Genomic DNA, 23,827 nt, shown 5'->3' with positions numbered 1-23,827 from the left:
CCTCTTATAAAACACATAAAATCAAAAGCCTCCGTTAATGGAGGCTTATTTTTTATAATAATAAAAGGATTATCAAAATGCTAAACATCATACATAAAACTCTTGTGGGAGGATTGCTGTTATTGTTGTCTTTCTTTTCACAAGCTAATGACGCAAGCCCTTTACGAGTAGGAATTGATTTAACTTATGCTCCTTATGCTTACTTAGATAATAAAGAGGCTAGCGGATTTGATCCTGATTTAATGCGATTACTTGGAAAAAATCTGAATCGTCCAGTCGAGTTTAAAGACACTCGAATTGAAAATATTATTATTGGATTAAATGCTGGACATTATGATCTTGTCGCTTCAGCTTTATATGTTAATCCTCAACGTGCGAAGCAAGTTGATTTTCTCCCTTATTTACAAACTGGAGGCGTTCTTGTTGTCCGAGGTAACGATAGCTTTTCTCCACAAAAACTAGAGGATCTTTGTGGTAAAAGCATTTCTTCAATGAAAGGTGCAGCTTGGATTCCAACGATGAATGAGGTTTCAGAGAAGTATTGTGCGCCTAAAAATCTAAAACCGCTTATTGTGAAAGAGTATCCGAGTGCGCCAGAGGCGGCCCAAGCACTTTTATCTGGTGGTGTTGATGTTCAGTATGAAGATGCAGCTGTTGCACAGATGGTGATTAATCAATTAGGTGATCGTTTAAAAATTACAAATAAAGAACAGTTATATCCGGTATTGATTGGGCTTGCTTTTAATAAGAATGACTTATCAGGTAAGGCTGTTATTGCACATGCGATAAAAGATACTTTAGCAGATGGTTCATATGAAAAATTACTAAAAAAATATAACCTTGAGTTTCCAAATGAAGCATTATTAAAACAAAATGGACTAGAAAATGCCTTAGATAATGCGATTCTAGCTAGTGAAAATGGAAATGATAAAACGATATCAAAAGGTTTTAATTGGTCATATTTAGCAAGCTTATTCGTAAATACTGATTTCTGGAAAGCTGTTTTAACCGTATTTGAGTTAAGTACATTAACTTGGATCTTTGCTGTTATTTGGGGATTTTTTCTTGCGCTTGGAACTCAATCGAATAAAAAACTAGTTAATAAATTTTCGAATACTTATATCTGGTTGTTTCGTAGTTTACCTTTATTAGTGTTATTAATTTTTATCTATAATGTACCTCAATTCTGGAGTGCTAGTTCTGTTTTATTATCAAATCCATTTATTGCAGGTTTAATTGCTATGGTGCTCAGTGAATCTGCTTATATAGCAGAAATTCATCGTGGAGCCTTATCCTCTATACCTAAAGGTCAATATGAAGCTGGTAAAGTATTAGGAATTCGATTCTGGGGGCTTCAACGTTTAATTATTATTCCTCAGGCATTAAAAGTAGCGTTACCTCCACTAACTAACCAGTATATTACAATTGTAAAATTAACTTCTCTTGTTTCGGTGATTTCTTTAACTGAGATTTTATTGGTCGGACAACAGCTTTATACACGTAACTTTTTAGTATTAGAAACTTTGCTTGCTGTTGCATTTTATTACATTATCATCGTAAGTTTCTTGTCTTGGGTGCTAAAAAAAGTTGAAAGTAAATTAGATGTATCTTTAATTAAAAATGAAAATTATGCTGAGGTTGCTATCGATAAGTCAGCATTAGTACCTTATAGTATTTTAAAAACTGAACATGCTAATAGCGATGAAGCATTGAGTGTGCATGGAGTAAAAAAATCCTTTAACGGCGTACAAGTTCTAAAAGGTATTGATCTTTCTTTAAAATGGGGGGAGGTACTTTCTATTATTGGTTACTCAGGATCTGGTAAAACAACGTTAATTCGAAGTATTAATGGTTTAGAGTCATTAGATGAGGGAAGTATCAAATTAGAAGGGGAGGACTTTATCAATGGTAGCCATTTTGTTTCAAATTCAGTGGGTAAAATTGTGAATTTAGGAATGGTATTCCAAAATTATAATTTATTTCCACATAAGACAGTGTTAGAAAATCTTCTCCTTGCTCCTGAGTATCATAATAAGCCTAAAGATGAGACTCGATTATTGGCTTTAGCAATGCTTGATAAAGTAGGAATGTTGCAACATGCCAATAAATATCCACATCAATTATCAGGTGGACAACAACAGCGAGTAGCTATTGCAAGAGCTTTAGTGATGAAACCTAAAATTATGCTGTTTGATGAGCCAACTTCGGCATTGGATCCTACGCTAGTTGGAGAAGTATTGCTTGTTATGGAAGAACTTGCAAAAGAAGGAATGACAATGATTATTGTGAGCCATGAGATGCAATTCGCAATGCGGGTATCAGATAAAATTGCGTTTATGGATTCTGGTGAAATAGCATTTTTACAAACTCCAAGTGAGTTAAGAAATAATGATGATCCTCGAATTCGTCGATTTATTAATAATGAAATTTTACGTAACGATTTTGTAATTTAAAGGAGTGAAAATGAATAAAGATTTTCCTGAGTTTGTCGAGATTGGTATTTTACAGCAACGTAAAATTGAAGCAGAAATAATTAAGCCTATTTACGAAATTATGAAACGTGAATTTGGTTTAGATAAAGCTAAATCTATCATAGAGGAAGCTGTAGCTAATGCTGCAATTGATGCAGGAAAGGAATATGCCAAACGAGAACCTAATGGTACGAGTGTAGAGAGTTTTGTGGCCTTACAATATTTATGGGAAAAGGATGATGCATTACGTATAGAGGTTATTAATAATGATCATTATAAATATGATTATAATGTACATCGTTGTCGTTATGCTGAAATGTATAAAGAAATGGGATTAGAAGAAATTGGGTTCCTGCTTTCTTGTAATCGAGATAGCAAATTTATTGAGGGATATGCACCAAATGTGAGTTTAAGTCGACCTCATACAGTCATGAATGGTGATGGCTTCTGTGATTTTAGATATCGATTACAAGAAGAGTCAGCTAAAAATGAGGAATAACATGGATGTTAATAATTCAAGATTACTTTATTTGTTAGATGTGTTTTCTCAATTTGGGAAAACACCCTTAAATGGTGTAACAAGACTTGCATTAAGTAATGAGGATAAACTTGCAAGAGATTATTTGATTAAACTTTCCAAAGATGCAGGCTTTTCGATAAAAATAGATGCAATTGGTAATATTTTTATTCGCCGTAGTGGAAAGGATAACCGATTAGCGCCAATCTTAATCGGTTCTCATGCTGATTCTCAGCCATTAGGTGGCCGTTACGATGGTATTTATGGGGTGCTAGCTGGATTAGAAGTGTTATTGTCATTAAATGATCATAATATCGAAACTGAGCGACCTATTGATCTTGTTATGTGGACAAATGAAGAAGGGGCTAGATTTTCTCCTGCTATGATGGGAGCTTCAGTTTTTATTGGTAATTTATCTCTTACAGCTGCATTATCTGAAAAAGATAAGGATGGTATTTCAGTGGAAGAAGCTTTAAATAATATTAATTATTTAGGTACAGACGATTTTTCATCATATCATCCTTATGCTGTATTGGAGCTTCATATCGAGCAAGGTCCTGTTTTAGAAAATAATCAGACTGAAATAGGTGTAGTAACTGGTGCATTAGGACAGAACTGGTATCAAATCACATTGACGGGGTTGTCTTCTCATGCTGGAACTACGCCAATGAATATGCGTCAAGATGCATCAGTAGGCATGGCAAAGGCAATAGTCAAATTTAATAAATTAGGTTTGAGAGAAGTAGTGAATCAGGGGCGTGTAACTGTTGGTCAGATTAAATTAACGCCAAATTCCCCTAATGTAATCCCAGGTGAAGCTTATTTTACGCTAGAGGTTCGTCATCCTAATGAACAAAGTTTAATAAATATCGAAAGAGAAATTTATGAGATTTTGAATGATATTGCTCGAGAAAATAATTTAGTGTTTGATATTAAGAAAGTTGTTTCTTTATCTCCAGTTAAATTTAATTCAGCGTTGGTTAAAACGGTCCAAGAAAGTTGTGATTTATTAGGTTATTCTTGGGAGTATATTGTTTCTGGAGCTGGTCATGATGCATGTCAACTAAATCATAAATTTCCAACATCAATGATATTTATTCCTTGTGTTGATGGATTAAGCCATAATGAGGCAGAAAATATTACTGATGATTGGTGCCAAAAAGGAGCAAAAGTGTTACTTGATTCGACAGTAACTCTGGCTAATCAAATTTAAAAAGCAATAATGTGGAGAATAAGGTAAAATTCTCCACATTATTATTTTAACTGGAGATTTTTATGGGGATAATTATCACCGTTGATGGCCCAAGTGGTGCAGGGAAAGGAACACTTTGTTACGCATTGGCAGAAAAGTTAGGTTTTACCTTATTAGATAGTGGTGCGATTTATCGCGTGACGGCATTGGCTGCGTTGAAACGTCATGCAGACTTAACCGATGAAGAAGGATTAGCGGAGTTAGCCCGTCATTTAGATATTCAGTTCATTCCAAAGAATGGAGAAGTCAATGTGCTTCTTGGTGGGATGGATGTAAGCCATTTAATTCGTACGCAAGACGTGGCGGAAGCCGCTTCAAAAGTGGCGGTTTTTCCAAAAGTTCGAGCTGCTTTACTGCAACTTCAGCAGGATTTTGGTAAAAATGATGGCCTGATTGCTGATGGGCGAGATATGGGGACGGTGGTTTTCCCAAATGCACAAGTTAAACTGTTTTTAGATGCAAGTGCGGAAGAACGTGCAAAAAGACGCTATAAACAGTTGCAAAATAAGGGAATTAATGGTAACTTTGCACAGATTTTAGCCGAGATACAAGAACGCGATTTTCGCGATAGAAATCGTGAGGTTGCGCCATTGAAACCGGCTGATGATGCTTTATTGTTAGATAGTACAACATTGAGTATTGATGAAGTCATTGCTCAAGCGTTAGCTTATATTCAACAAAAAGCGTCAATTTCGATTTAACTGTTTATTCAAGGAAGAATAGACATTTATCCTCAACCCCGCATTTTATGGATCTTAATGTGGATGTTATTAACTTAAATTAAGAAGATTATTTATATGTCAGAATCTTTTGCTCAACTCTTTGAAGAATCATTAAAAGGCCTTGAAACCCGTCAAGGTTCAATCGTTAGCGGTACTGTTGTTGCTATTCAAAAAGGCTTTGTACTTGTTGATGCAGGCTTAAAATCTGAATCTGCAATTCCTGTTGCTGAATTCCAAAACGCTCAAGGTGAACTTGAAGTTAAAGTTGGCGACACAGTAAACGTAGCTTTAGATGCAGTTGAAGATGGTTACGGCGAAACTAAGCTTTCTCGTGAGAAAGCTGTTCGTCACGAATCTTGGATTGAATTAGAAAAAGCTTACGAAGAAAAAGCGACCGTTATCGGTTTAATCAACGGTAAAGTGAAAGGCGGTTTCACAGTTGAGTTAAACGGTGTTCGTGCATTCTTACCAGGTTCATTAGTTGATACACGTCCAGCACGTGAAGCTGATCACCTACTAGGTAAAGAATTAGAATTCAAAGTAATCAAATTAGATCAAAAACGTAACAACGTTGTTGTTTCTCGTCGTGCAGTGATCGAATCTGAAAACAGCCAAGAACGTGAACAAATCCTTGAGAACCTAGCTGAAGGTTCAGAAGTTAAAGGTATCGTTAAAAACTTAACTGACTACGGTGCGTTCGTAGATTTAGGTGGCGTTGACGGTTTATTACACATCACTGATATGGCTTGGAAACGTGTTAAACACCCAAGCGAAATCGTGAATGTAGGCGACGAAGTAACTGTTAAAGTATTAAAATTTGACAAAGATCGTACTCGCGTATCTTTAGGCTTAAAACAATTAGGTCAAGATCCTTGGGTTGCTATCGCTGAAAACCACCCAGTAAACAGCAAATTAACTGGTAAAGTAACTAACTTAACTGACTATGGTTGTTTCGTTGAAATCTTAGATGGTGTTGAAGGTTTAGTTCACGTTTCTGAAATGGATTGGACTAACAAAAACATCCACCCATCTAAAGTTGTAAGCCTTGGCGATACAGTTGAAGTAATGGTGTTAGAAGTTGACGAAGAACGTCGTCGTATTTCTTTAGGTTTAAAACAATGCAAACCTAACCCATGGACTCAATTTGCTGAAACTCACAACAAAGGCGACAAAGTTACTGGTAAAATCAAATCAATCACTGATTTCGGTATCTTCATCGGTCTTGAAGGTGGTATCGACGGTTTAGTTCACTTATCTGACATTTCTTGGAATGTTGCAGGTGAAGAAGCTGTTCGTAACTACAAAAAAGGTGACGAAGTTTCTGCAGTAGTATTAGCAGTAGACGCAGTGAAAGAACGTATTTCTTTAGGTATCAAACAACTTGAAGATGATCCATTCAACAATTTCGTAGCAATCAACAAAAAAGGCGCAGTAATTTCTGCAACTGTTATTGAAGCTGACGCTAAAGGTGCTAAAGTTGAATTAGCAGGTGGCGTTGAAGGTTATATTCGTGCAGCAGACTTAACAAACGAAGTTGCAGCAGGTGATGTAGTTGAAGCGAAATACACTGGTGTTGATCGTAAAGCACGTATCGTTCACTTATCTGTAAAAGCGAAAGATCAAGCTGAAGAAGCAGCTGCAGTTGCAAACGTGAATAACAAACAAGAAGATGTTGCTATTCCAAACGCAATGGCTGAAGCTTTCAAAGCGGCTAAAGGTGAATAATTAATTCACATCAATAAGGCTGGGTCATTGACTCAGCCTTATTACTACCAGCTATAATTAACAAGGGTTTAGCGGTAATTTATTATGAACTAATGCATTACCTGTAAGTCTTAATAACAAGTTTAAGTATAAATTTAAAGGAGAGTTGACGATGACTAAATCTGAACTAATTGAAAATCTATCAACAAAGCACCCAACTTTATCCGCAAAAGAAGTAGAAGGTATTGTAAAGGATATTCTTGAACTCATTGCACAATCTTTAGAAGAGGGTAATCGTATTGAAGTTCGTGGTTTTGGTAGCTTCTCTTTACACCATCGTCAACCACGAGTTGGCCGTAATCCTAAAACCGGTGATTCTGTAAAATTAGATGCTAAATCTGTACCGCACTTTAAAGCGGGTAAAGAATTAAAAGATCGCGTAAATGTTTTTGCTTAAACATTCAATCGATATCAATAAAACGACACTTAGGTGTCGTTTTTTATTACAAATTTTGGCATAATGAACCCATTCTTAACAAAGGAGATTGTGATGATTAAATATATTCTCGGACTCATTATTGTATTGGCTATCGTACTTGTTGCGGTAACTATAGGGGCAAATAATGATCAAGTAATCACCTTTAACTACATTGTTGCTGAAAGCCAATTCCAACTTTCAACATTAGTTGCAATTTTATTTGGTTTTGGATTAATTTTAGGTTGGTTAATTACAGGATTTTTCTACTTAAAATTAAAATTCAAAAATATGTCGTTAGCGCGTCAAGTTAAACGTCAAACATTACAAATTAACGAATTAACGACTACTCGCGATAAGGCAGTATAATGCTTGAATTACTCTTTCTGCTTCTGCCAATAGCCGCCGCTTACGGTTGGTATATGGGCCATCGGAGTGCCAAGAAAGATCAGGAAGATATGAGTAATAAACTCTCCCGTGATTATGTCACGGGGGTCAATTTTTTGCTTTCTAATCAAACGGATAAGGCCGTTGATCTGTTTCTTGATATGTTGCAAAAACAAGAAACAGAAAATGAAATTGAAAGCAACTCTCAATTTGAAGCTGAGCTAACGCTCGGTAACCTTTTCCGTTCTCGAGGCGAAGTGGATCGTGCTTTAAGAATCCATCAAGCCCTCGATCGTAGTCCCAATTATTCTTTTGAACAAAAATTATTAGCTAAACAGCAACTTGCTAAGGATTTCATGGCGGTGGGTTTTTATGACCGTGCGGAAGCCCTTTACATCATTATGGTGGATGAACCTGAGTTCGCTGAAAATGCACTGCAACAGCTTTTGGTGATTTACCAAAAAACAAAAGAATGGAAAAAAGCGGTAAATATTGCAGAGAAACTAGCCAAAATTTCCCCTAAAGAAAATGATGTGGAATTAGCACAGTGTTATTGTGAATATGCTTTAAGCGGAGAGATTGAAAGTGCGGTTGAAAAACGCAGTATTTTACAAAAAGCGCTGAATGTATCTCCAACCAGTGTGAGAGCATCAATGCTTCTTGCTGATTTAGAAATGGCAGATAAAAACTACCGTCAAGCCATTCATTTTTTGGAGAATATTCTTAATCAAAATCCAATTTACATTGGAGAAGTGTTGAAAACACTCAAATATTGTTATGATGAATTAGGAGAGAGAGATAACTTTGAGTTATTCTTGATTCGAGCCAGCCAGCAGATTAACAATACGAAAGTAGATTTAATGTTAGCAAGCGTGATTGAAGAGAAAGATGGCAAGAGCGCAGCTCAATCAAAGCTTTATCAACAACTAACCAAAAATCCAAGTACATCTATTTTCCACCGCTTTATTCAATTCCAAATTGATGATGCAGAGGAAGGGCGAGGTAAAGAAAGCTTAATTTTGCTACATAAAATGGTCGGAGAGAGAATTAAGCAGGGCTTTGGTTATCGTTGCTCAAATTGTGGTTATCAAACCCATAAATTGATGTGGAATTGTCCTTCTTGCAAACAGTGGGAATCCATCAAACCTGAACATAATTAATTGACACAGTGAGGTAAAATTATGAATAGCAAAGTAATCGTTGCATTGGATTACGAAACAGAAGCACAAGCGCTATCCCTCGTGGATCAAATTGATCCAAGCTTATGCCGTTTAAAAGTGGGTAAAGAAATGTTTACCACACTGGGAACCAGTTTCGTTAAACAATTACACGAGCGTCAATTTGATGTTTTCCTCGATCTTAAATTTCATGATATTCCTAATACTGTGGCAAGAGCGGTGCGTTCGGCGGCTGATTTAGGGGTATGGATGGTTGATGTCCATGCTAGCGGTGGTCTGAAAATGATGGAAGAGGCAAAGAAAATTCTTGAACCTTATGGAAAAGATGCGCCTCTATTAATTGCAGTAACGGTATTGACCAGTATGGAAGATTTGGATTTATTACAAATCGGTATTAACTCTTCACCACTTGAACATGTTTTACGTCTTGCGCATTTAACACAGCGTGCGGGATTAGATGGAGTCGTTTGTTCACCACAGGAAGTAGAGATTTTACGTAATACTTGTGGCCCTGATTTTAAATTAGTCACGCCAGGGATTCGTCCAATTGGTAGTGATTTTGGTGATCAGCGTCGTGTCATGACACCAGCTGCTGCTATTCGATCTGGTTCTGATTATTTAGTAATCGGTCGTCCAATTACTCAAGCTGAAAATCCAGCTGAAGTGCTTCGTTCAATTAATGCATCAATTGAGTAATATGACTGAGAGTACTTTAGTTTATTCTACCGAAGTGGGGCGAATTAAAGAGAAAAAGCAGCCGGTACAACGCCCTAAGAGTGATGGTGTGGTTCGCATCCAAAAACAAACCAGTGGTCGAAAAGGTGCGGGTGTTTCAGTGGTTACGGGACTAGATTTATCCGATGATGAATTAAAAAAATTGGCCACTGAACTTAAAAAACGTTGTGGTTGTGGTGGTTCGGTTAAAGATGGCAATATTGAGATTCAAGGTGAAAAACGCGATTTACTTAAACAACTTTTAGAACAAAAAGGGTTTAAAGTAAAATTAGCCGGTGGTTAAGATAAGACAAAAAATCCATCTTCAATTGAAGATGGATTTTTTCATAATTAGCCTTCCATAAAGTCTGGTTGGTAAGCAAAGAAAATTGCCCCCAAGAAACTTAATACAGCAAATGCCAGAAATGCATTGTTTGGATTGACTGCTTTACGACTAAAATATTTAGCTGAGAAGAAGATATAAAGCACAAGCATGATGATTTTCATGACCAGCCAGCTTTGTAACTGATAACCGACCAAGAAGAAAATCGTTAAGCCGCTAGCAATTAAAAGTGTATCAACTAAGTGCGGTAAAATTTTTAGCAGTTTAATCGCGCGCCAATTTTTCCCACTTAATTGCATTCCCCCACGGATAATTAATAATCCTAAACTTAAAAATGCACAAACAATGTGCAAATAAACTAACATAATCACTCCAGATGTAAAAGGAAAGTGCGGTCAAAAGTGACCGCACTTTAATTTCTTATTTTGCAATACGCTTATATTTAATACGATGTGGTTGTGTTGCGGCTTCACCTAAGGTTTTCTTTTTCCACTCTTCGTAGTCAGAGAAGTTACCTTCATAGAAAGTGACTTTACCTTCATCACCGTAATCTAAGATATGAGTCGCAATACGGTCTAAGAACCAACGGTCATGGGAAATCACCATTGCACAACCAGGGAATTCTAAGATCGCATTTTCTAACGCACGTAAGGTTTCAACGTCTAAATCATTGGTCGGTTCGTCCAATAACAGCACGTTACCACCACGTTGTAGAAGTTTCGCTAAATGTAAACGACCACGCTCACCACCTGATAATTCGCCCACTCGTTTTTGTTGATCTACGCCTTTGAAGTTAAATCGTCCAACATACGCACGGCTTGGAATTTCAAAGTTACCAATAGTGAGAACATCTTGTCCGTTAGACACTTCTTCCCAAACGGTTTTCTTGTCATCCATTGAATCACGGAATTGATCCACAGAAGCAAGCACAACGGTTTCACCCATCGTAATTGATCCGCTATCGGGTTGTTCTTGACCTGAAAGCATACGGAATAGGGTTGATTTACCTGCACCGTTCGCTCCGATAATGCCCACGATAGCCCCTTTTGGAATGCTAAATGATAAATCATCAATTAGAGTACGGTCACCGTAAGATTTAGTGAGATGTTCTACCTCAATCACTTTATCACCTAAACGTGGACCAGGTGGAATAAAGAGTTCGTTAGTCTCGTTACGTTTTTGGTATTCGCCAGAGTTCAACTCATCAAAGCGCGCCATACGTGCTTTGCTTTTCGCTTGACGGCCTTTCGGATTTTGGCGTACCCATTCTAACTCTTTCGCAATCGATTTTTGACGCGCATTTTCAGCGGCTTGTTCTTGCTCTAAGCGTTTCTCTTTTTGCTCTAACCAAGAAGAGTAGTTACCTTCCCAAGGAATACCTTCACCACGGTCAAGCTCTAAGATCCAACCTGCAACGTTATCTAAGAAGTAACGGTCGTGGGTAATTGCCACAACAGTACCTTCGTAGTCATGTAAGAAGCGTTCTAACCATGCCACAGATTCCGCGTCTAAGTGGTTGGTTGGTTCGTCTAATAAGAGCATGTCTGGTTTTTCGAGCAATAAACGACAAAGCGCCACACGACGACGTTCACCACCAGATAAATGTTCGATTTTGGCATCCCAATCCGGTAAACGTAATGCATCTGCAGCACGTTCTAATTGGTTATCTAAATTATGTCCATCGTGTGCTTGAATAATCGCTTCAAGGTTTGCTTGTTCTGCGGCTAGTTTATCGAAATCCGCATCAGGATCGGCATAAAGTGCATAAACTTCATCTAAACGAGTTAGTGCATTCTTTACTTCAGAAACGGCTTCTTCTACCGCTTCACGCACAGTTTGTTGCGGATCAAGTTTTGGTTCCTGTGGAAGATAACCGATCTTAATACCCGGTTGTGGACGCGCTTCACCTTCGAACTCTTTATCCACGCCCGCCATAATGCGTAAAAGGGTTGATTTACCCGCACCATTTAAACCGAGCACCCCGATTTTGGCACCAGGGAAGAAGCTTAAAGAAATATCTTTCAAAATATGACGCTTCGGTGGCACCACTTTGCCGACACGGTGCATCGTATATACAAATTGCGTTGACATAATTCTCTCGATGTTATGAATAAAAGTGCGGTTATTTTACTTGATGTTTAGGGAATAAGCTATTTGAAAGGCAAAAAAAACCACCCATACAGGGTGGTAGGAAAGTAGTTTAGCTATATTTATGATTATTTTATTTAGGAACTTTATGAATATCAAGCAATCACTTGACGAAACAAATAGTACATAAATTTCAGTTATAAGGGAAATGCGAATGAATCATTTTTTGATAAAAATCAATAAAATCATAGGATTTTTTACATTTAGACTGATTTTTATTCGATTTTGATTGGGAACTGCTTGTGATAAAATCTGTCTATTCAATCATTTAGCCACTCTTTTTTCTTATTTATGTTTAAAAAATTACTTCTTGGATTATTGCTGATTTCACCTTTTTCAGCACTAGCGCATCCCCACGCATTCATCGATATGCAAACGAAACCCTTAGTGAAAGATAATCAATTAATTGGTTTCTCGACGCAGTGGTTACTTGATGAGGCCAGTTCCTCAGCCGTCCTGTATGATGTGAAACAGGCGAAAGGGGATAAGGCCGCTCAACAGAAGTTAATTGATGAAGTAATGGCAAACGTTGTGAATGAACATTACTTTAGTTATATTTTTGACAAAGAAAATCATAAAATTAAATACACAAAACACCCTGAAAATTACGGTATGCGTGTGAAAGGGAACGAGGTGGAATATTATTTTGATTTTCTTTTGGCACAGCCACAGGCCTTACAAAATAATGAATTTACGCTGATGACTTATGACCGCACTTATTATGTGGCTATGCGGTATGCAGAAACTGGCAAAAGAGCGGTTGATTTTTCATCACTTCCTGCAAACTGCAAAGGAGAGGTGCTTGAACCTAATGTCGATGAAAAAATTCAATCTTACGCATCATCATTGGATAAATCGCAAAAAAATGAAGATGATTCCCTTGGTGTATTGTTTGCGCAGAAAGTAAAAATTAAGTGTGAATAAAATGAAGTTAAAACTGACCGCACTTTTTATTGGTTTATTAGCGATTATCTTCGCATTATTACCTTGGCTGTTTGTGCAAGTTGCTGATTGGCAAAAAGCCTTTAATCAGTTGATTTCTGAAAATCTACATCAGATTCAAGCACATTCATCAACGGCAGGATTGTGGTTGATTTTTGCTGCCTTTTCTTATGGTGTATTACATGCGTTAGGGCCTGGGCATGGGAAATTTATTATCGCTAGCTATCTTTCTACTCATGAAAGCCAACTTAAAACCAGCGTACGCTTAAGTTTACTTTCCTCTCTCATGCAAGGTTTTGTCGCAGTTGCAGCAACCTCCATTGTGGTGGTGATACTTAATCTTTCCTCAAAATATTTTAAACTTAGTCAGTTGTGGCTGGAACGTAGCGCACTCATTTTATTATTGTTATTGGGACTTTATTGGATTGCTCAAGGTTTAAAAGGCTTGAAGAAAAAACAATCTTTTCGTATCACATCTATTCAATCATTACCGAAACAGATTGGAGCAGCTTCACCATTTCGATATGAGCAAGGAAAAATAAGTCAAACACAATGTAGTTGTGGACATCAACATCTACCCAATGATCAACAGCTTAAGCAATCGGGTGATTTAAAATCTCAACTCTTAGTGATTTTAACCATTGGTATGCGACCGTGTAGTGGCGCCATTTTTGTGCTTTTTCTTGCTTATATGCTGGATCTGTATTGGTGGGGAATTTTAGCTACTTTTGCCATGTCTTTGGGGACAGGATTAATGCTTTCGCTTTTTGCAGCGTTAGTACGCTATGCGAGAAATGTCGCGACTCGCTTAGGGCATTGGTATGGTTTAGCGGGTTCTAATCAAAAAGGCGAAGCCATGATCAAATGTATTGCGGGTGCAATGATGATCTTTTTTGCACTAAGCTTGTTATATGGCACGATGGGGGCTGTAACAGGTGGCGCAGCCTTATTTGGTGGATAAAGAAAAGGGCAGCGTTTGCTGCCCATTTATTTGAAAATAGATTATTCAACCCAAGTGACGATTTCTTCAATTGGTCGACGAGATTTTTTGGTAATGTCTTTCGCACGATAACCAAATGTTGCTGCCACGGATACACCCCATTCACTTGGATCAAAGAGTCCTTCAGCGGCTAAAACTTCATTCATTTTATCGTAGTTAAAGCCTTCAATAGGGCAAGAATCTACACCGATAGCGGCAGCACCAGTTAGCATATTCGCTAATGCAATGTAGGTTTGTTTGCTTGTCCAGTCAAATAATGCTCGTTCGCTTTCTGCGGTTTTCATTTCAACTTCTTGTAAGCCTTTATATTTTTCCAAGGCTTTTTCTAATTGCTCGCCTTGTAAACCTCTACGCACCGCAACATCACGGAAGAAAGGTGTGTCATATCGAGCATTTTTCTTCGCAAGAATGATCACTAAATGACTACAATCATCTAATTGATATTGCATGCCCCAGCTAAAAGGTTTGAGTTTATCGCGTAATGCTTTATTTTGAATCACTAAGAACTTCCATGGCTCAGAGCCGGCAGAGCTTGGTGATAAACGAGCAAATTCTAAAATTGCCGCGAAATCTTCTTGGCTAATTTTTTTATTCGGATCGTAATAACGTGTGGAGCAGCGATTTTCGAATACCTGAAGCATTTGTTCGCGTGTAATTTGACTCATGTTTTCTTCCTCTTAACATTATCTAATTTGTGATCTTTCGACCGCACTTTAGCGCTCTTTCCAATATCCAATCCACTCTTTGAGTAATTGCATATTTTTCGTAATCGCGCCACCTTGTGGAATAAAATGCATCATATTGAGTCCATAACTGTCAGGCGTAATGCCTTCACCTACACTTGCAGGTAACACATCAAAACCTTGTTGTTGGAACAATAATTTTGCACGTTGCATATGCCATTCATTGGTGACTAAAATAATTTTGTGAATACCTTCTTTTTCTAATATTTTTTTGGTGAAAAGGGCATTTTCTTTGGTAGTAAGTGCTTTAGGTTCAATCCATTTAGTGGGCACATTAAAGAAGTTTTGGAGTTCTTCCGCAGCGATTTTTGCTTCAATGGCACCAGTTGGACTCGCCCCTGTAATTAATAATGGCAAGTGCGTTTCTTTTTGCAAGAATGCGGCATAGCGTAAGCGTTCAAGTTGAATAGCGGTTGAAGCTAATGGTGCATAAAGCTCTTTGCTATCACGTAAACCACCGCCAAGTAAAACGATCGCTTGAGCTTGTTGATAATCTTGCAGTGTTAAATGATCTTCAGTAATGAGACTGTCTTTAAGTACTTGTGCAGTGTAAGGAATGCTTAAAAGATAGAGTAGTGAGAAACCAAGTGCGGTCGAAATTCGGCTTAGTTTTCTGAAATTGAATTTAGCTAGAATAAGTGAAAGTCCCCATAAAATTAAAATATTAAATGGGGGAAGAATCATGGCTGTAATCAGTTTTTTCAATTCAAACATTATTTATCCAATTCAACAAAATCCAACTCTTTGGTCCACAATTTTGCGTAGCTGCTATTTTTACCATAAGAGTTATCACAAACACGATTTGGAATTTCTAACAAGCAAGAGAAAATATGACCATGTAAGCGAGTTGTGGTGACTTTATCATTCGCTAAGAATACTTGCGCAACACGCTTTACAATGCGTTGAGTATAGGCATACCAGAATTGATGGCAGAGATCTTTTAGCCAACTTAAACCAAATTTATTAGCCATTTTACTCATTCGCCAACTTAATGCTAAAACCACATCATCTTCGGTTGAAAGAATGTCTTCCCAGTCTTTTACATTGCTGTTGGCAGGCAGTTGCGCGAGGATATTTTTCTCTACATCACTTGCTTCAATGTCTTTACGTAAGAAATAAAGTTGTTCACCCGTTGTGCCTTGCTTGGTTTCCATCGTGCCATAAAGCTGATGCGCCATATCCGGTGATAAATAAACATGATCAGAAAATTGTGCAAATAAGTTCTCCGTTCTTTCATCGCGAGCCAGTAGATGGCAATCACTGTGGCTACGGAAAAGTGTGGCTGATTTTTGTAGATTTTTTTCATGCTTAAAATAAGCGGTTTGTGGTAACACAATAATGCGATTATTCGGGAAATGGGTCACCATTTCTTCACGGATCTTTTGATGTTGCGGATAAAGATCACCAAAGTTGCCACCACCATGTAAAAGAATGGTGGTGTTCGGTGTGATTTTTGCTTTGACTTCTTCAAGATCTAAATCGTATTCACAGCGTTTTAAGGTTACGTTAATGTGGTGATCTTTAAAAAATTGCTCGGTTCCGTGATAAATCAGCAAATCGCCCACGTTCAAATGAAGCGGGTAGTCGAAATAAAATACGTCATTTTTATCTTTGATCAGTTCGACAATAGGATTCAGTTTGTTTTTTAAATCAATAAGGATTTGATTCATTTTTTTACTCTTTTCTTTAAATAGCTAAACAAGAAATTTTTTTCTGCTGTGTTTAATCCGAAGATTAAAATAACACAGATTAATACCATTTCTAAAATGATGGATTGTCCAATAAATTCCAATAAAGAATAGCTGCGGGTGGTATCTGATATATAGATGATACCTAATAGCAGGCCAAATACCACGCCGACATTCATTAAATATGAGACAAATTCTTTTTGGTTAAATTTAATTTTTTTATTAATAAAATATAATCGATAGAGTTGTGAGATGACCATCGTACTAAATTTACCCACAAAGGCAAATACTGGATTATAGCCTAGTGTGAACAAATAATAAGCCAATGGCACTGTGCAAAGATCGATTAACGCTACGATGATATTGTATTGTTTTACGGTAGATGTGCCAATGGCTAATGCACTCATCCAAAATGCGCCAGCCATTGCACTGATCAATAAGCAAGCAATAATAGCTTGTACAAGTTGTTCAGTATATTGCGGAAGATGATCACCTAGCCAAAATGTCAATAAGGTATGGGTGAAATACAATACAGGTGCCGAGAGAATCGCCATTAAATAAAGTGAATATTTTGAAATACCAAGAATTAATTGGCGATTGCGATCATAATCTTTTGCCGCATAAGACTGAACCAACTGCGGATTAGCTGCCATTTGGAAATTATTCACAAAGCTATAAACGGCACCTTCTACTTGTGTTGCAATGGCAACGGCTGCATTGACTGCCACACCAAAGAATAAGTTAGATACCATATTCAAGCCTTGGGTCGAACCCACATAGGCAACTTGCCCCATGAGCATCCAACCGGAAAAACTCACCATTTCTTTGGTTTTGCTTAAATCTTTATATAAGCGGAAACGAGCAGCCTCTTTGAAATAATATTTAGTGAATAATACATAAAGAGAGAGCACGATTAAACTGACTGAAAGCAATAAGCAGCCATAAGTAATCAACCTATCGTAATGTGTGATATGACTTAAGATAAAGACAGAAGTTAGTTTTAAGATGGTTTCACCTAATCCCAACCAAGCATAGAATCCCATTTTTTCGTGCGCAACAATCATGGCATTGAATGGCACCTTGATGATTTCAACAAGGGCAATAATTAATGCTAATTGGTAAACGATATTGGCGGCTTGCAAGCGTTCAGCGGGGATCACCAATTTGTGATTTAAAAACCATAAACCGATGGTTTCGGCTAACACGAATACGATAAAAATAATGAGTAGATGATTTAAGATGCTAATATTAAAGACTTTATTGACACGTTGAATGTCATTGGAGGCTTTTTCTACGTTGATGAAACGCTGAGTAGTGGCGGTCATTGTGCCATTAAAAAAGGAAAATAAGACCACCACACCCATCACAATGTTGTAGATACCAAAATCTTCCACACCCAATACCTGCAATACCACACGAGAGATATACAGCATCGCCCCCATGTTGAAGAGCATTCGGATGTAAAGAAATAGCGTATTTTTGGCAATGGTTTTATTTGACATTGTGAGAATGAAATTGGAAAAATTGGGGGAATTATAGGGGGGATTGGGATGTGTAGCAAGCCTTGAGAGACTTCTTATAAGTTCAATCGTATTTAGTAAAAAAAAAGAAAAGGCTAAATATAAATTTAGCCTTTTATTATTTAGACGATGCAGACTGCCAAATCTAGTTGCTTATTATGGAACTGATGCAATGTGCCACGATGACCCACGCTCAGAATGATCATATTGGGTAACCGCTCTTTAATTGTTTTATAAAGGAGGTACTCGGTTGGCTCATCAAGTGCTGATGTGGTTTCATCTAAAAAGACTACTTCAGGTTTCGTCAGTAAAATCCGAATAAATGCCACGCGCTGTAATTCACCTGGCGACAAAATTGCTTGCCAATCGTTCTCTACATCAAGGCTATGAAGATATTTATCTAAACAGCAATCAGTCAGTGTTTTTTCCAATTCAGGATGATAAGGATCAATATCTGGATAGCAAATCGCTTCACGTAACGTGCCTTGTGGCATATAAGGGCGCTGCGGTAAGAATAAACTAGTCACACAAGGATGTTCCACCAGACCCACTGTCTCAAAAGGATAAATTCCCGCCATCGCTTTTAATATAGAGGTTTTCCCTGTGCCAGATGGACCTTGAATTAATAAAGCATCACCATTTTTTAACTCAATATTTAAATTATTGAGTAACAATCTACCTTGCTCATCTTTAATACCAAAGTTTGATAATGCAACACGGTTAGAACATTTCATGGGCTGATGAACCTCTAAATGATCTAATTCATCCAATTTAGTCATAAAACCATAAAGACGATTTAAGCGCGCTTGGTAGAGCGTAAATTCTTCATAGAACAAACGGAAGAAAGAAAGTGCGGTCATTAATCGGTTAAATGCTTGCACAGTTTGGTGCATATCGCCCAGTTTGATTTGTCCAGTGAAAAAACGAGGTGCTTGTAGCATTAACGGTAAGAGTTTTGCAACGCGTGTGACACTTCCATTAAAGCCGTCTAATCCTAACATTCTTAATACAATTGCCCAACGGTTATGAATGATTTGAGCAAATTTGTTTTTCAATAAATGTTGTTCTTGCAGTTCACCTTGATAGAAAGCGATACTTTCCGCATTATCTCGCACTCGAATCAAAGAATAACGATAGTCACCATTAAGTTTTTCTTTGTTAAAGTTTAACTTGATCAAAGGGTGACCAATCCAAACAGACATTAATGTTGCCAGGATAATAAAGGCGTAAATAAAGAAGACAACACCTTTTTCGATATTTAATCCAAAAAGACTTAATACACCTGAGAGAGACCAAAGGATGATAGTAAATTCAATGGTGGTCAGAACAGAATTAATCATGCCTCTTACAATAGTGACAGTGCTGCTGATGAATTCGCGAGCATCTTGTTCAATACGTTGGTCAATATTATCGGGTAGCTCTTTTTCGTATTTAAGACGATAGTATTTTTTATTTTCTAACCATCGTTTAACCAGGACTTTATTCAAGCTTTCCAACCAACGGATTTCAAATACTTGTTGCAAGAAATAATCGGCGATGGAGTGGATAACTTGTACCAATACTAAGAGAGCATTCAGTTTTGCAAAGAACCAAAACTTATCCGCATCTAATTCCTGCATGGAGCTATAAAGTCCATTGTAGAAAAAAGAATTGAGAACACTGAAGCGTACTTCTAACAAAATCATGGTAAACAACACCAATAGCATAACGATGATTTTGATGCTGTTACGGCGATTAATCGAAGGGGATGCAATATGCCAAAACTTTTGACCAAATGTGGTTTGTTTTAGTGCTGCCATCACTACACTAAAGCATAAAACCACCCAGAAAAGTGCGGTCAAAATCCAGCTTAAACTTGAGTTAAGTTCAGTTTGCCAATTCATTGATTATCCATAAAGTAAAAAACGAAAAAAGGGCGAAATATTCGCCCTAATATTGTGCGCTCAATTAAAACTCAACTTTCGTGTTGAAGATAAATTCACGTCCATAACCTAATGCAACAGGGATTAACGTGTTTGTTGCGTTACCAGAGGTAGATGGATAGTAAGTTTTATCTGTTAAGTTTTTACCGTTAAGTTGGAAGGATACTTTCTTGCCAGAGATTTTTGTATCGTAAGCAATAAAGGCATCATATACCACGGAATGAGGTAATTTGTATGCTTTGGTGTAATCACTGTTATAAGCATGCCAAGAACCTAAATAACGAGCACCACCACCAACACGGATGTTACCAAAATCAAATTCACCAACGTTATAAGCTAAGAATAGAGAAGCTTGATGTTTTGGTACACCTGAAAGTTGTTGATTTACCGCATCAGGATAAAGCTCATTTTCAAGTGATTTTACCTTGGTGTAGGTATAGTTAGCCGCTACGCTTAGGTTATCAGTAATTTGACCATTAAGATCGAATTCCACACCGCGAGAACGTTGTTTGCCGACGATATTTAATTGTGCATTTGAACCCGAACCAACGGCTTCTGCCACATTACGTTTGGTGATATTGAATAATGCAAGTGTCGCGTTGAAGCCAGAGTTTTCGTATTTTGCACCAATTTCAAAAGATTTACCTTGTTCTGGTTTTAAATCGCCGCTAACAGGTGTTGCAACACTCATTTGTGGACGGAAAGACTCAGCGTAGTTAGCAAATGTCGCAATATGTGGCGTAAATTTATATACGGCACCTAATTGATACAATAATTTACCATCGTGCTGATCAGTATTTCCTGTTCTTGTTAGATTTTGGCCTTTTTTACAGTTTGCAGCATTTAAACAATGACGTCCCGCAAATTGATCAAAGTACTCATAACGTAAACCACCTGTCATGATAAAGTTATCTGTAAAGTAAGCGGTATCTTGAATATAAACACCAACGGTTTTGAGATGGTTATATTGGTAAGCGTTGCCGTTACCGTTTTTATGTTCTGCAACAGGATTAGTATAGACTGGATTATCAATATTGATATCTGACTTTGTAATGCCTTGGTTATAAATAGGTCCAATATCACGGATATTACGCATGACATCTACACCGGCTACAAAACGGTTAGCAATATCACCAATACCAAATTCACCAACGATATTTAATGTACCACTATGAACACGTTGATCGCCTTGTTGCTGCTCAATTGCACGACGGGCTGTACGAGTTTTAACGTTAATATTTGTGATGCGAGCTTGATCGTAGAAATATTTGTAACGAGCGTAGCTATAACCCGCATTTAATTTCCAACCGTCACTTAATTTGTGTTCAATTTTGAAATCAATGTTATCGGTTTTTGCGGTTGTTTCATTATTAGGCTCATCTAAACGACGAGATACAGGGATATCTGGTAATGCATTAGTTGCCGTTAAAAGATTTGTACCACGATCAAATGGCTCAAGAATATCTTTGTGTTCATAAGAAATAAGTACTTTAGTTTTATCATTTTCCCAAGAAAGTGATGGTGCGTAAGTGGTATTTTTCACTTTGCCAAAATTACGCCAGTAGTCTTTTTCTTGTTTGTCATAGATAAAGCGGTAAGCAAAACCATTTCCTAAGCCACCAGTGAAATCTAATTGTGTTCCCCATAGTCTATGATTACCTAAAGTTCCACCAATGACATAGCGAGGTGTTTGTTGTGGTTTTTTAGTAATGATATTGACCACGCCACCTGGATCTTGAATACCATAAAGCACAGATGCAGGCCCTTTTAAAACTTCAACGGTTTCAGTTGTCGCGCTAAAGTTTTTAGCTGGGCCAGCTTGTAAACCATTACGCATAATCGAGTTGTCACGGTTTCCACCAAAACCACGTTTTTGAATAGAGTCAAACATACCACCTAACGTATTCGCTTGACTCACACCGCTGACGTTATAAAGTGCATCAATGAGTGATTCAGGTTTACGATCTTCTAATAATTTAGTCGAAAGGATATTGACAGTATTTGGCGTATCGAATACAGGCACTTCAGCTTTTGATACGACGGATGTCCCTGTCGTTTGATAACCATTTTGTTTGATACCCGTATCTTGAACATTGATTTGCTCAAGCACTTCGGTATTTGTATTTGCGGCTTGCTCAGTCTCCGCAAAAGTAGACGCGGAGAAACTCGCCAAAAGTGCGGTTGAAATAAGACTTAATTTAAATTTCATAATTGTTTTCCGATATATAACCCGATAGATAATAAAAGAGCCGCAAGTATAGCGAAAACGTTTACGTCAATCAATGCAAATTATTTTCATTTATATATGTGATTATCCAGAAAAGATTCATTCAAATTAAGCAGGGGATAAAAAGAAAAAATCCCAAGCTAAAAAGCTTGGGATTGCAATATGGTGCGACTAGCTGAACCCGAATTCACTTGTAGCATATTGATTTTTAATGTTTATTTTTCAAAGTCTAAAATCTTGTTACTAAGCTTGTTACTAAAACTATTTTTCATTGCGAATTTACTATTCATTCTACACTACAATAACATTGCCTAACTTAAAATAATATAGTTTTTATAAAATAGTCTTCACCTCTCCACTTTTTAAAGTAAACAAGAAAAAAATCTTTATTTATTATGTATTTATAATAGTGAAGGCTGTTTATTTTAGTCTTCACTAAGTCTTCACCAGTCTTCACTAATCAAAAAAAACATCTCAATACAGAATATCCAATCCCTAACTGTTCAAAAATTAAGCAATCAAACAGCCTTAACTTATCGTATCTAAACGTAACTAAATTATTGAAAAATAAGGTGTTTATTTAATAAACAAAACACTATATATTATATTTTGACTTAATAAAAGTCGTCTAAATTTAGACAAAGAAATCTCATAAGGAATAGATGAATATGTTTAAAAAACTAATTGAGTTACGCCAACAAAAGGCGGAAAAAGTCGCAGAAATGCGCTCAATGCTTGAAAAAGCAGAAAAAGAAAACCGTTCATTGAATGAATCTGAATCAGTAGATTTTGAAAAGCTGAAAGATTTAGTAAAACAAATGAGCGATGAAATCAGCAAATATGAGGCAGTAGCTGATGAAGAACGAAACCTTAACGAACAATCTCAACAGGTAGAACAACGCAACATGAAACAACTTTCAAATGATGAGTTACGCCATTATGTGAAAACTGGTGAACTTCGCAATTTAACTACGGATAACGGTGAAGATGGCGGCTATTCAGTTATCCCACAGTTAGACAAAGATGTAATGAAACGCTTAACAGACGATAGCGTAATGCGCCAACTTTGTAACGTAGTACGCTTACCGGTTGGGGCGAAAGAATACAAAAAATTAGTATCAGCTGGCGGTGCAGCAGTAGAACACGGCACAGAAGGCACAGCACGCAACGGCACAGCAAGCCCGAAACTTCATGAAGTAACAATCGCTTTAAATTCAATCTATGCTTATCCTAAGACTACACAAGAAATCTTAGACTTCTCAAGCATTGATGTTTTAGGTTGGCTAACTGATGAAATTTCTGAAACCTTCACAGAAACAGAAGAAACTGATTTAACTTCCGGTGATGGTAACAAAAAATCAAAAGGCTTCTTAACCTACCAACGCACAACCGAAGATGACAAAGTACGCCAATTTGGCAAACTTCAAAAAATTGAAGTAGCAGGCGTAGCGAAGATTGATGCAGATACTTTAATCGATGCGTTCTATACACTTCATAGCAAATACCGTAAAAATGCGGTTTGGGTGATGTCATCAACGATTGCAGCAGCATTACAAAAACTTAAAAACAAAAACGGTGATTATATCTGGCGCGATGGTTTAACAGCCGATGCCCCAGCAACATTATTAGGCCGCCCAGTCCACTTCTTAGAAACAATGCCGACAGGTGGAGCAAATAAAGCAGTAATTGCCTTCGGTGACTTCAAACGCGGATATTTCATTGTAGATCACGAAACAGGCGTGCGAACCCGTCCGGACAACTTAACCGAACCGGGATTCTATAAAGTACACACCGATAAATATTTAGGTGGTGGCGTAGTAGATTCAAATGCTATCAAAGTGATTGAGACAACAGCATAAATCATAGAGGGGCGA

21 protein-coding genes are annotated in these 23,827 nt (G+C 37.3%); 13 read left to right on the top strand and 8 right to left on the bottom strand.

The genetic code is table 11. From position 1 onward, the window contains the following. Positions 1-77 precede the first annotated feature (77 nt). From HMPREF2732_RS09695 to yciH, 10 genes are all read left to right on the top strand, one after another. A complete protein-coding gene (locus HMPREF2732_RS09695; RefSeq protein ID WP_083304362.1) occupies positions 78-2,453 on the top strand; it encodes an ABC transporter permease subunit in 2,376 nt (791 codons plus the stop codon). A 10-nt stretch (positions 2,454-2,463) separates the two neighbouring features. Beyond that, positions 2,464-2,970, top strand: coding sequence for an L-2-amino-thiazoline-4-carboxylic acid hydrolase (locus HMPREF2732_RS07025; protein WP_049369021.1), 507 nt, complete (start codon positions 2,464-2,466; stop codon positions 2,968-2,970). Between the two features lies 1 nt (position 2,971). Continuing rightward, positions 2,972-4,201 carry a M20 family metallo-hydrolase gene (locus HMPREF2732_RS07020; RefSeq protein WP_049384928.1) on the top strand — a complete coding sequence of 410 codons (1,230 nt, stop codon included), beginning with the start codon at positions 2,972-2,974 and terminating at the stop codon, positions 4,199-4,201. Positions 4,202-4,263: 62 nt separating this feature from the next. Further along, on the top strand, positions 4,264-4,941 hold the full coding sequence (gene cmk, locus HMPREF2732_RS07015) for a (d)CMP kinase (RefSeq protein ID WP_070592237.1): 678 nt from the start codon (positions 4,264-4,266) through the stop codon (positions 4,939-4,941). Positions 4,942-5,037: 96 nt separating this feature from the next. Further along, positions 5,038-6,687 (top strand): 30S ribosomal protein S1, encoded by a 1,650-nt coding sequence (rpsA, locus tag HMPREF2732_RS07010; RefSeq protein ID WP_070592236.1) that lies wholly within the window; start codon positions 5,038-5,040, stop codon positions 6,685-6,687. 151 nt (positions 6,688-6,838) lie between these two features. Continuing rightward, positions 6,839-7,123 carry an integration host factor subunit beta gene (locus HMPREF2732_RS07005; RefSeq protein WP_005695916.1) on the top strand — a complete coding sequence of 95 codons (285 nt, stop codon included), beginning with the start codon at positions 6,839-6,841 and terminating at the stop codon, positions 7,121-7,123. A gap of 93 nt (positions 7,124-7,216) precedes the next feature. After that, entirely contained in the window at positions 7,217-7,510 is a 294-nt protein-coding gene (locus HMPREF2732_RS07000; protein WP_005699471.1) for a LapA family protein, read from the top strand. Next, complete coding sequence (gene lapB, locus HMPREF2732_RS06995) at positions 7,510-8,688, top strand: lipopolysaccharide assembly protein LapB (protein ID WP_070592235.1); 1,179 nt, start codon at positions 7,510-7,512, stop codon at positions 8,686-8,688. Before HMPREF2732_RS07000 ends, lapB begins: the two co-directional genes overlap by 1 nt. A 21-nt stretch (positions 8,689-8,709) precedes the next feature. Then, the gene (gene pyrF / locus HMPREF2732_RS06990) at positions 8,710-9,402 is read left to right on the top strand and encodes an orotidine-5'-phosphate decarboxylase (protein WP_049365886.1); all 693 of its coding nucleotides are present in this window, start codon (positions 8,710-8,712) and stop codon (positions 9,400-9,402) included. A 1-nt stretch (position 9,403) separates the two neighbouring features. Beyond that, on the top strand, positions 9,404-9,724 hold the full coding sequence (gene yciH, locus HMPREF2732_RS06985; RefSeq protein ID WP_070592234.1) for a stress response translation initiation inhibitor YciH: 321 nt from the start codon (positions 9,404-9,406) through the stop codon (positions 9,722-9,724). A 47-nt stretch (positions 9,725-9,771) separates the two neighbouring features. Here the strand turns inward: yciH and HMPREF2732_RS06980 are convergent, their stop codons facing one another. Next, positions 9,772-10,128, bottom strand: coding sequence for a SirB2 family protein (locus tag HMPREF2732_RS06980; protein WP_070592233.1), 357 nt, complete (start codon positions 10,126-10,128; stop codon positions 9,772-9,774). A 55-nt stretch (positions 10,129-10,183) separates the two neighbouring features. Continuing rightward, positions 10,184-11,854, bottom strand: a complete 1,671-nt coding sequence (gene ettA / locus HMPREF2732_RS06975) for an energy-dependent translational throttle protein EttA (RefSeq protein ID WP_007242265.1) — start codon at positions 11,852-11,854, stop codon at positions 10,184-10,186. 348 nt (positions 11,855-12,202) lie between these two features. Between ettA and zevA the strand changes: the two genes are divergently transcribed. Both zevA and zevB read left to right on the top strand, forming a co-directional pair. Then, positions 12,203-12,835, top strand: a complete 633-nt coding sequence (gene zevA, locus HMPREF2732_RS06970) for a zinc transporter binding subunit ZevA (RefSeq protein WP_070592232.1) — start codon at positions 12,203-12,205, stop codon at positions 12,833-12,835. Position 12,836: 1 nt separating this feature from the next. After that, the gene (gene zevB / locus HMPREF2732_RS06965) at positions 12,837-13,814 is read left to right on the top strand and encodes a zinc transporter permease subunit ZevB (protein WP_070592231.1); all 978 of its coding nucleotides are present in this window, start codon (positions 12,837-12,839) and stop codon (positions 13,812-13,814) included. A 41-nt stretch (positions 13,815-13,855) separates the two neighbouring features. On the opposite strand, the gene HMPREF2732_RS06960 is transcribed toward zevB, so the two are convergent. The 6 genes from HMPREF2732_RS06960 to HMPREF2732_RS06935 form a co-directional block, all read right to left on the bottom strand. Then, entirely contained in the window at positions 13,856-14,518 is a 663-nt protein-coding gene (locus HMPREF2732_RS06960; protein ID WP_070592230.1) for an NAD(P)H-dependent oxidoreductase, read from the bottom strand. Positions 14,519-14,566: 48 nt separating this feature from the next. Then, on the bottom strand, positions 14,567-15,310 hold the full coding sequence (locus HMPREF2732_RS06955; RefSeq protein ID WP_070592229.1) for a YdcF family protein: 744 nt from the start codon (positions 15,308-15,310) through the stop codon (positions 14,567-14,569). Beyond that, positions 15,310-16,266 carry a polysaccharide pyruvyl transferase family protein gene (locus HMPREF2732_RS06950; protein ID WP_070592228.1) on the bottom strand — a complete coding sequence of 319 codons (957 nt, stop codon included), beginning with the start codon at positions 16,264-16,266 and terminating at the stop codon, positions 15,310-15,312. The genes HMPREF2732_RS06955 and HMPREF2732_RS06950 overlap by 1 nt, the downstream gene beginning before the upstream one ends. Continuing rightward, positions 16,263-17,786, bottom strand: coding sequence for a lipopolysaccharide biosynthesis protein (locus tag HMPREF2732_RS06945; RefSeq protein WP_070592227.1), 1,524 nt, complete (start codon positions 17,784-17,786; stop codon positions 16,263-16,265). Before HMPREF2732_RS06945 ends, HMPREF2732_RS06950 begins: the two co-directional genes overlap by 4 nt. Before the next feature lie 140 nt (positions 17,787-17,926). Further along, the gene (locus HMPREF2732_RS06940) at positions 17,927-19,687 is read right to left on the bottom strand and encodes an ABC transporter ATP-binding protein/permease (RefSeq protein ID WP_070592226.1); all 1,761 of its coding nucleotides are present in this window, start codon (positions 19,685-19,687) and stop codon (positions 17,927-17,929) included. A 64-nt stretch (positions 19,688-19,751) separates the two neighbouring features. After that, the gene (locus HMPREF2732_RS06935) at positions 19,752-21,935 is read right to left on the bottom strand and encodes a TonB-dependent siderophore receptor (protein ID WP_070592225.1); all 2,184 of its coding nucleotides are present in this window, start codon (positions 21,933-21,935) and stop codon (positions 19,752-19,754) included. 686 nt (positions 21,936-22,621) lie between these two features. Between HMPREF2732_RS06935 and HMPREF2732_RS06930 the strand changes: the two genes are divergently transcribed. Next, a complete protein-coding gene (locus HMPREF2732_RS06930; RefSeq protein WP_070592224.1) occupies positions 22,622-23,812 on the top strand; it encodes a phage major capsid protein in 1,191 nt (396 codons plus the stop codon). The last annotated feature ends 15 nt before the right edge of the window (positions 23,813-23,827 follow it).

This window comes from Haemophilus sp. HMSC061E01, from assembly GCF_001810345.1.
Lineage (GTDB): Bacteria > Pseudomonadota > Gammaproteobacteria > Enterobacterales > Pasteurellaceae > Haemophilus_D.
The sequence above is the reverse complement of the archived record's forward strand: the minus strand, read 5'-3'. Positions and strand labels throughout refer to the sequence as shown.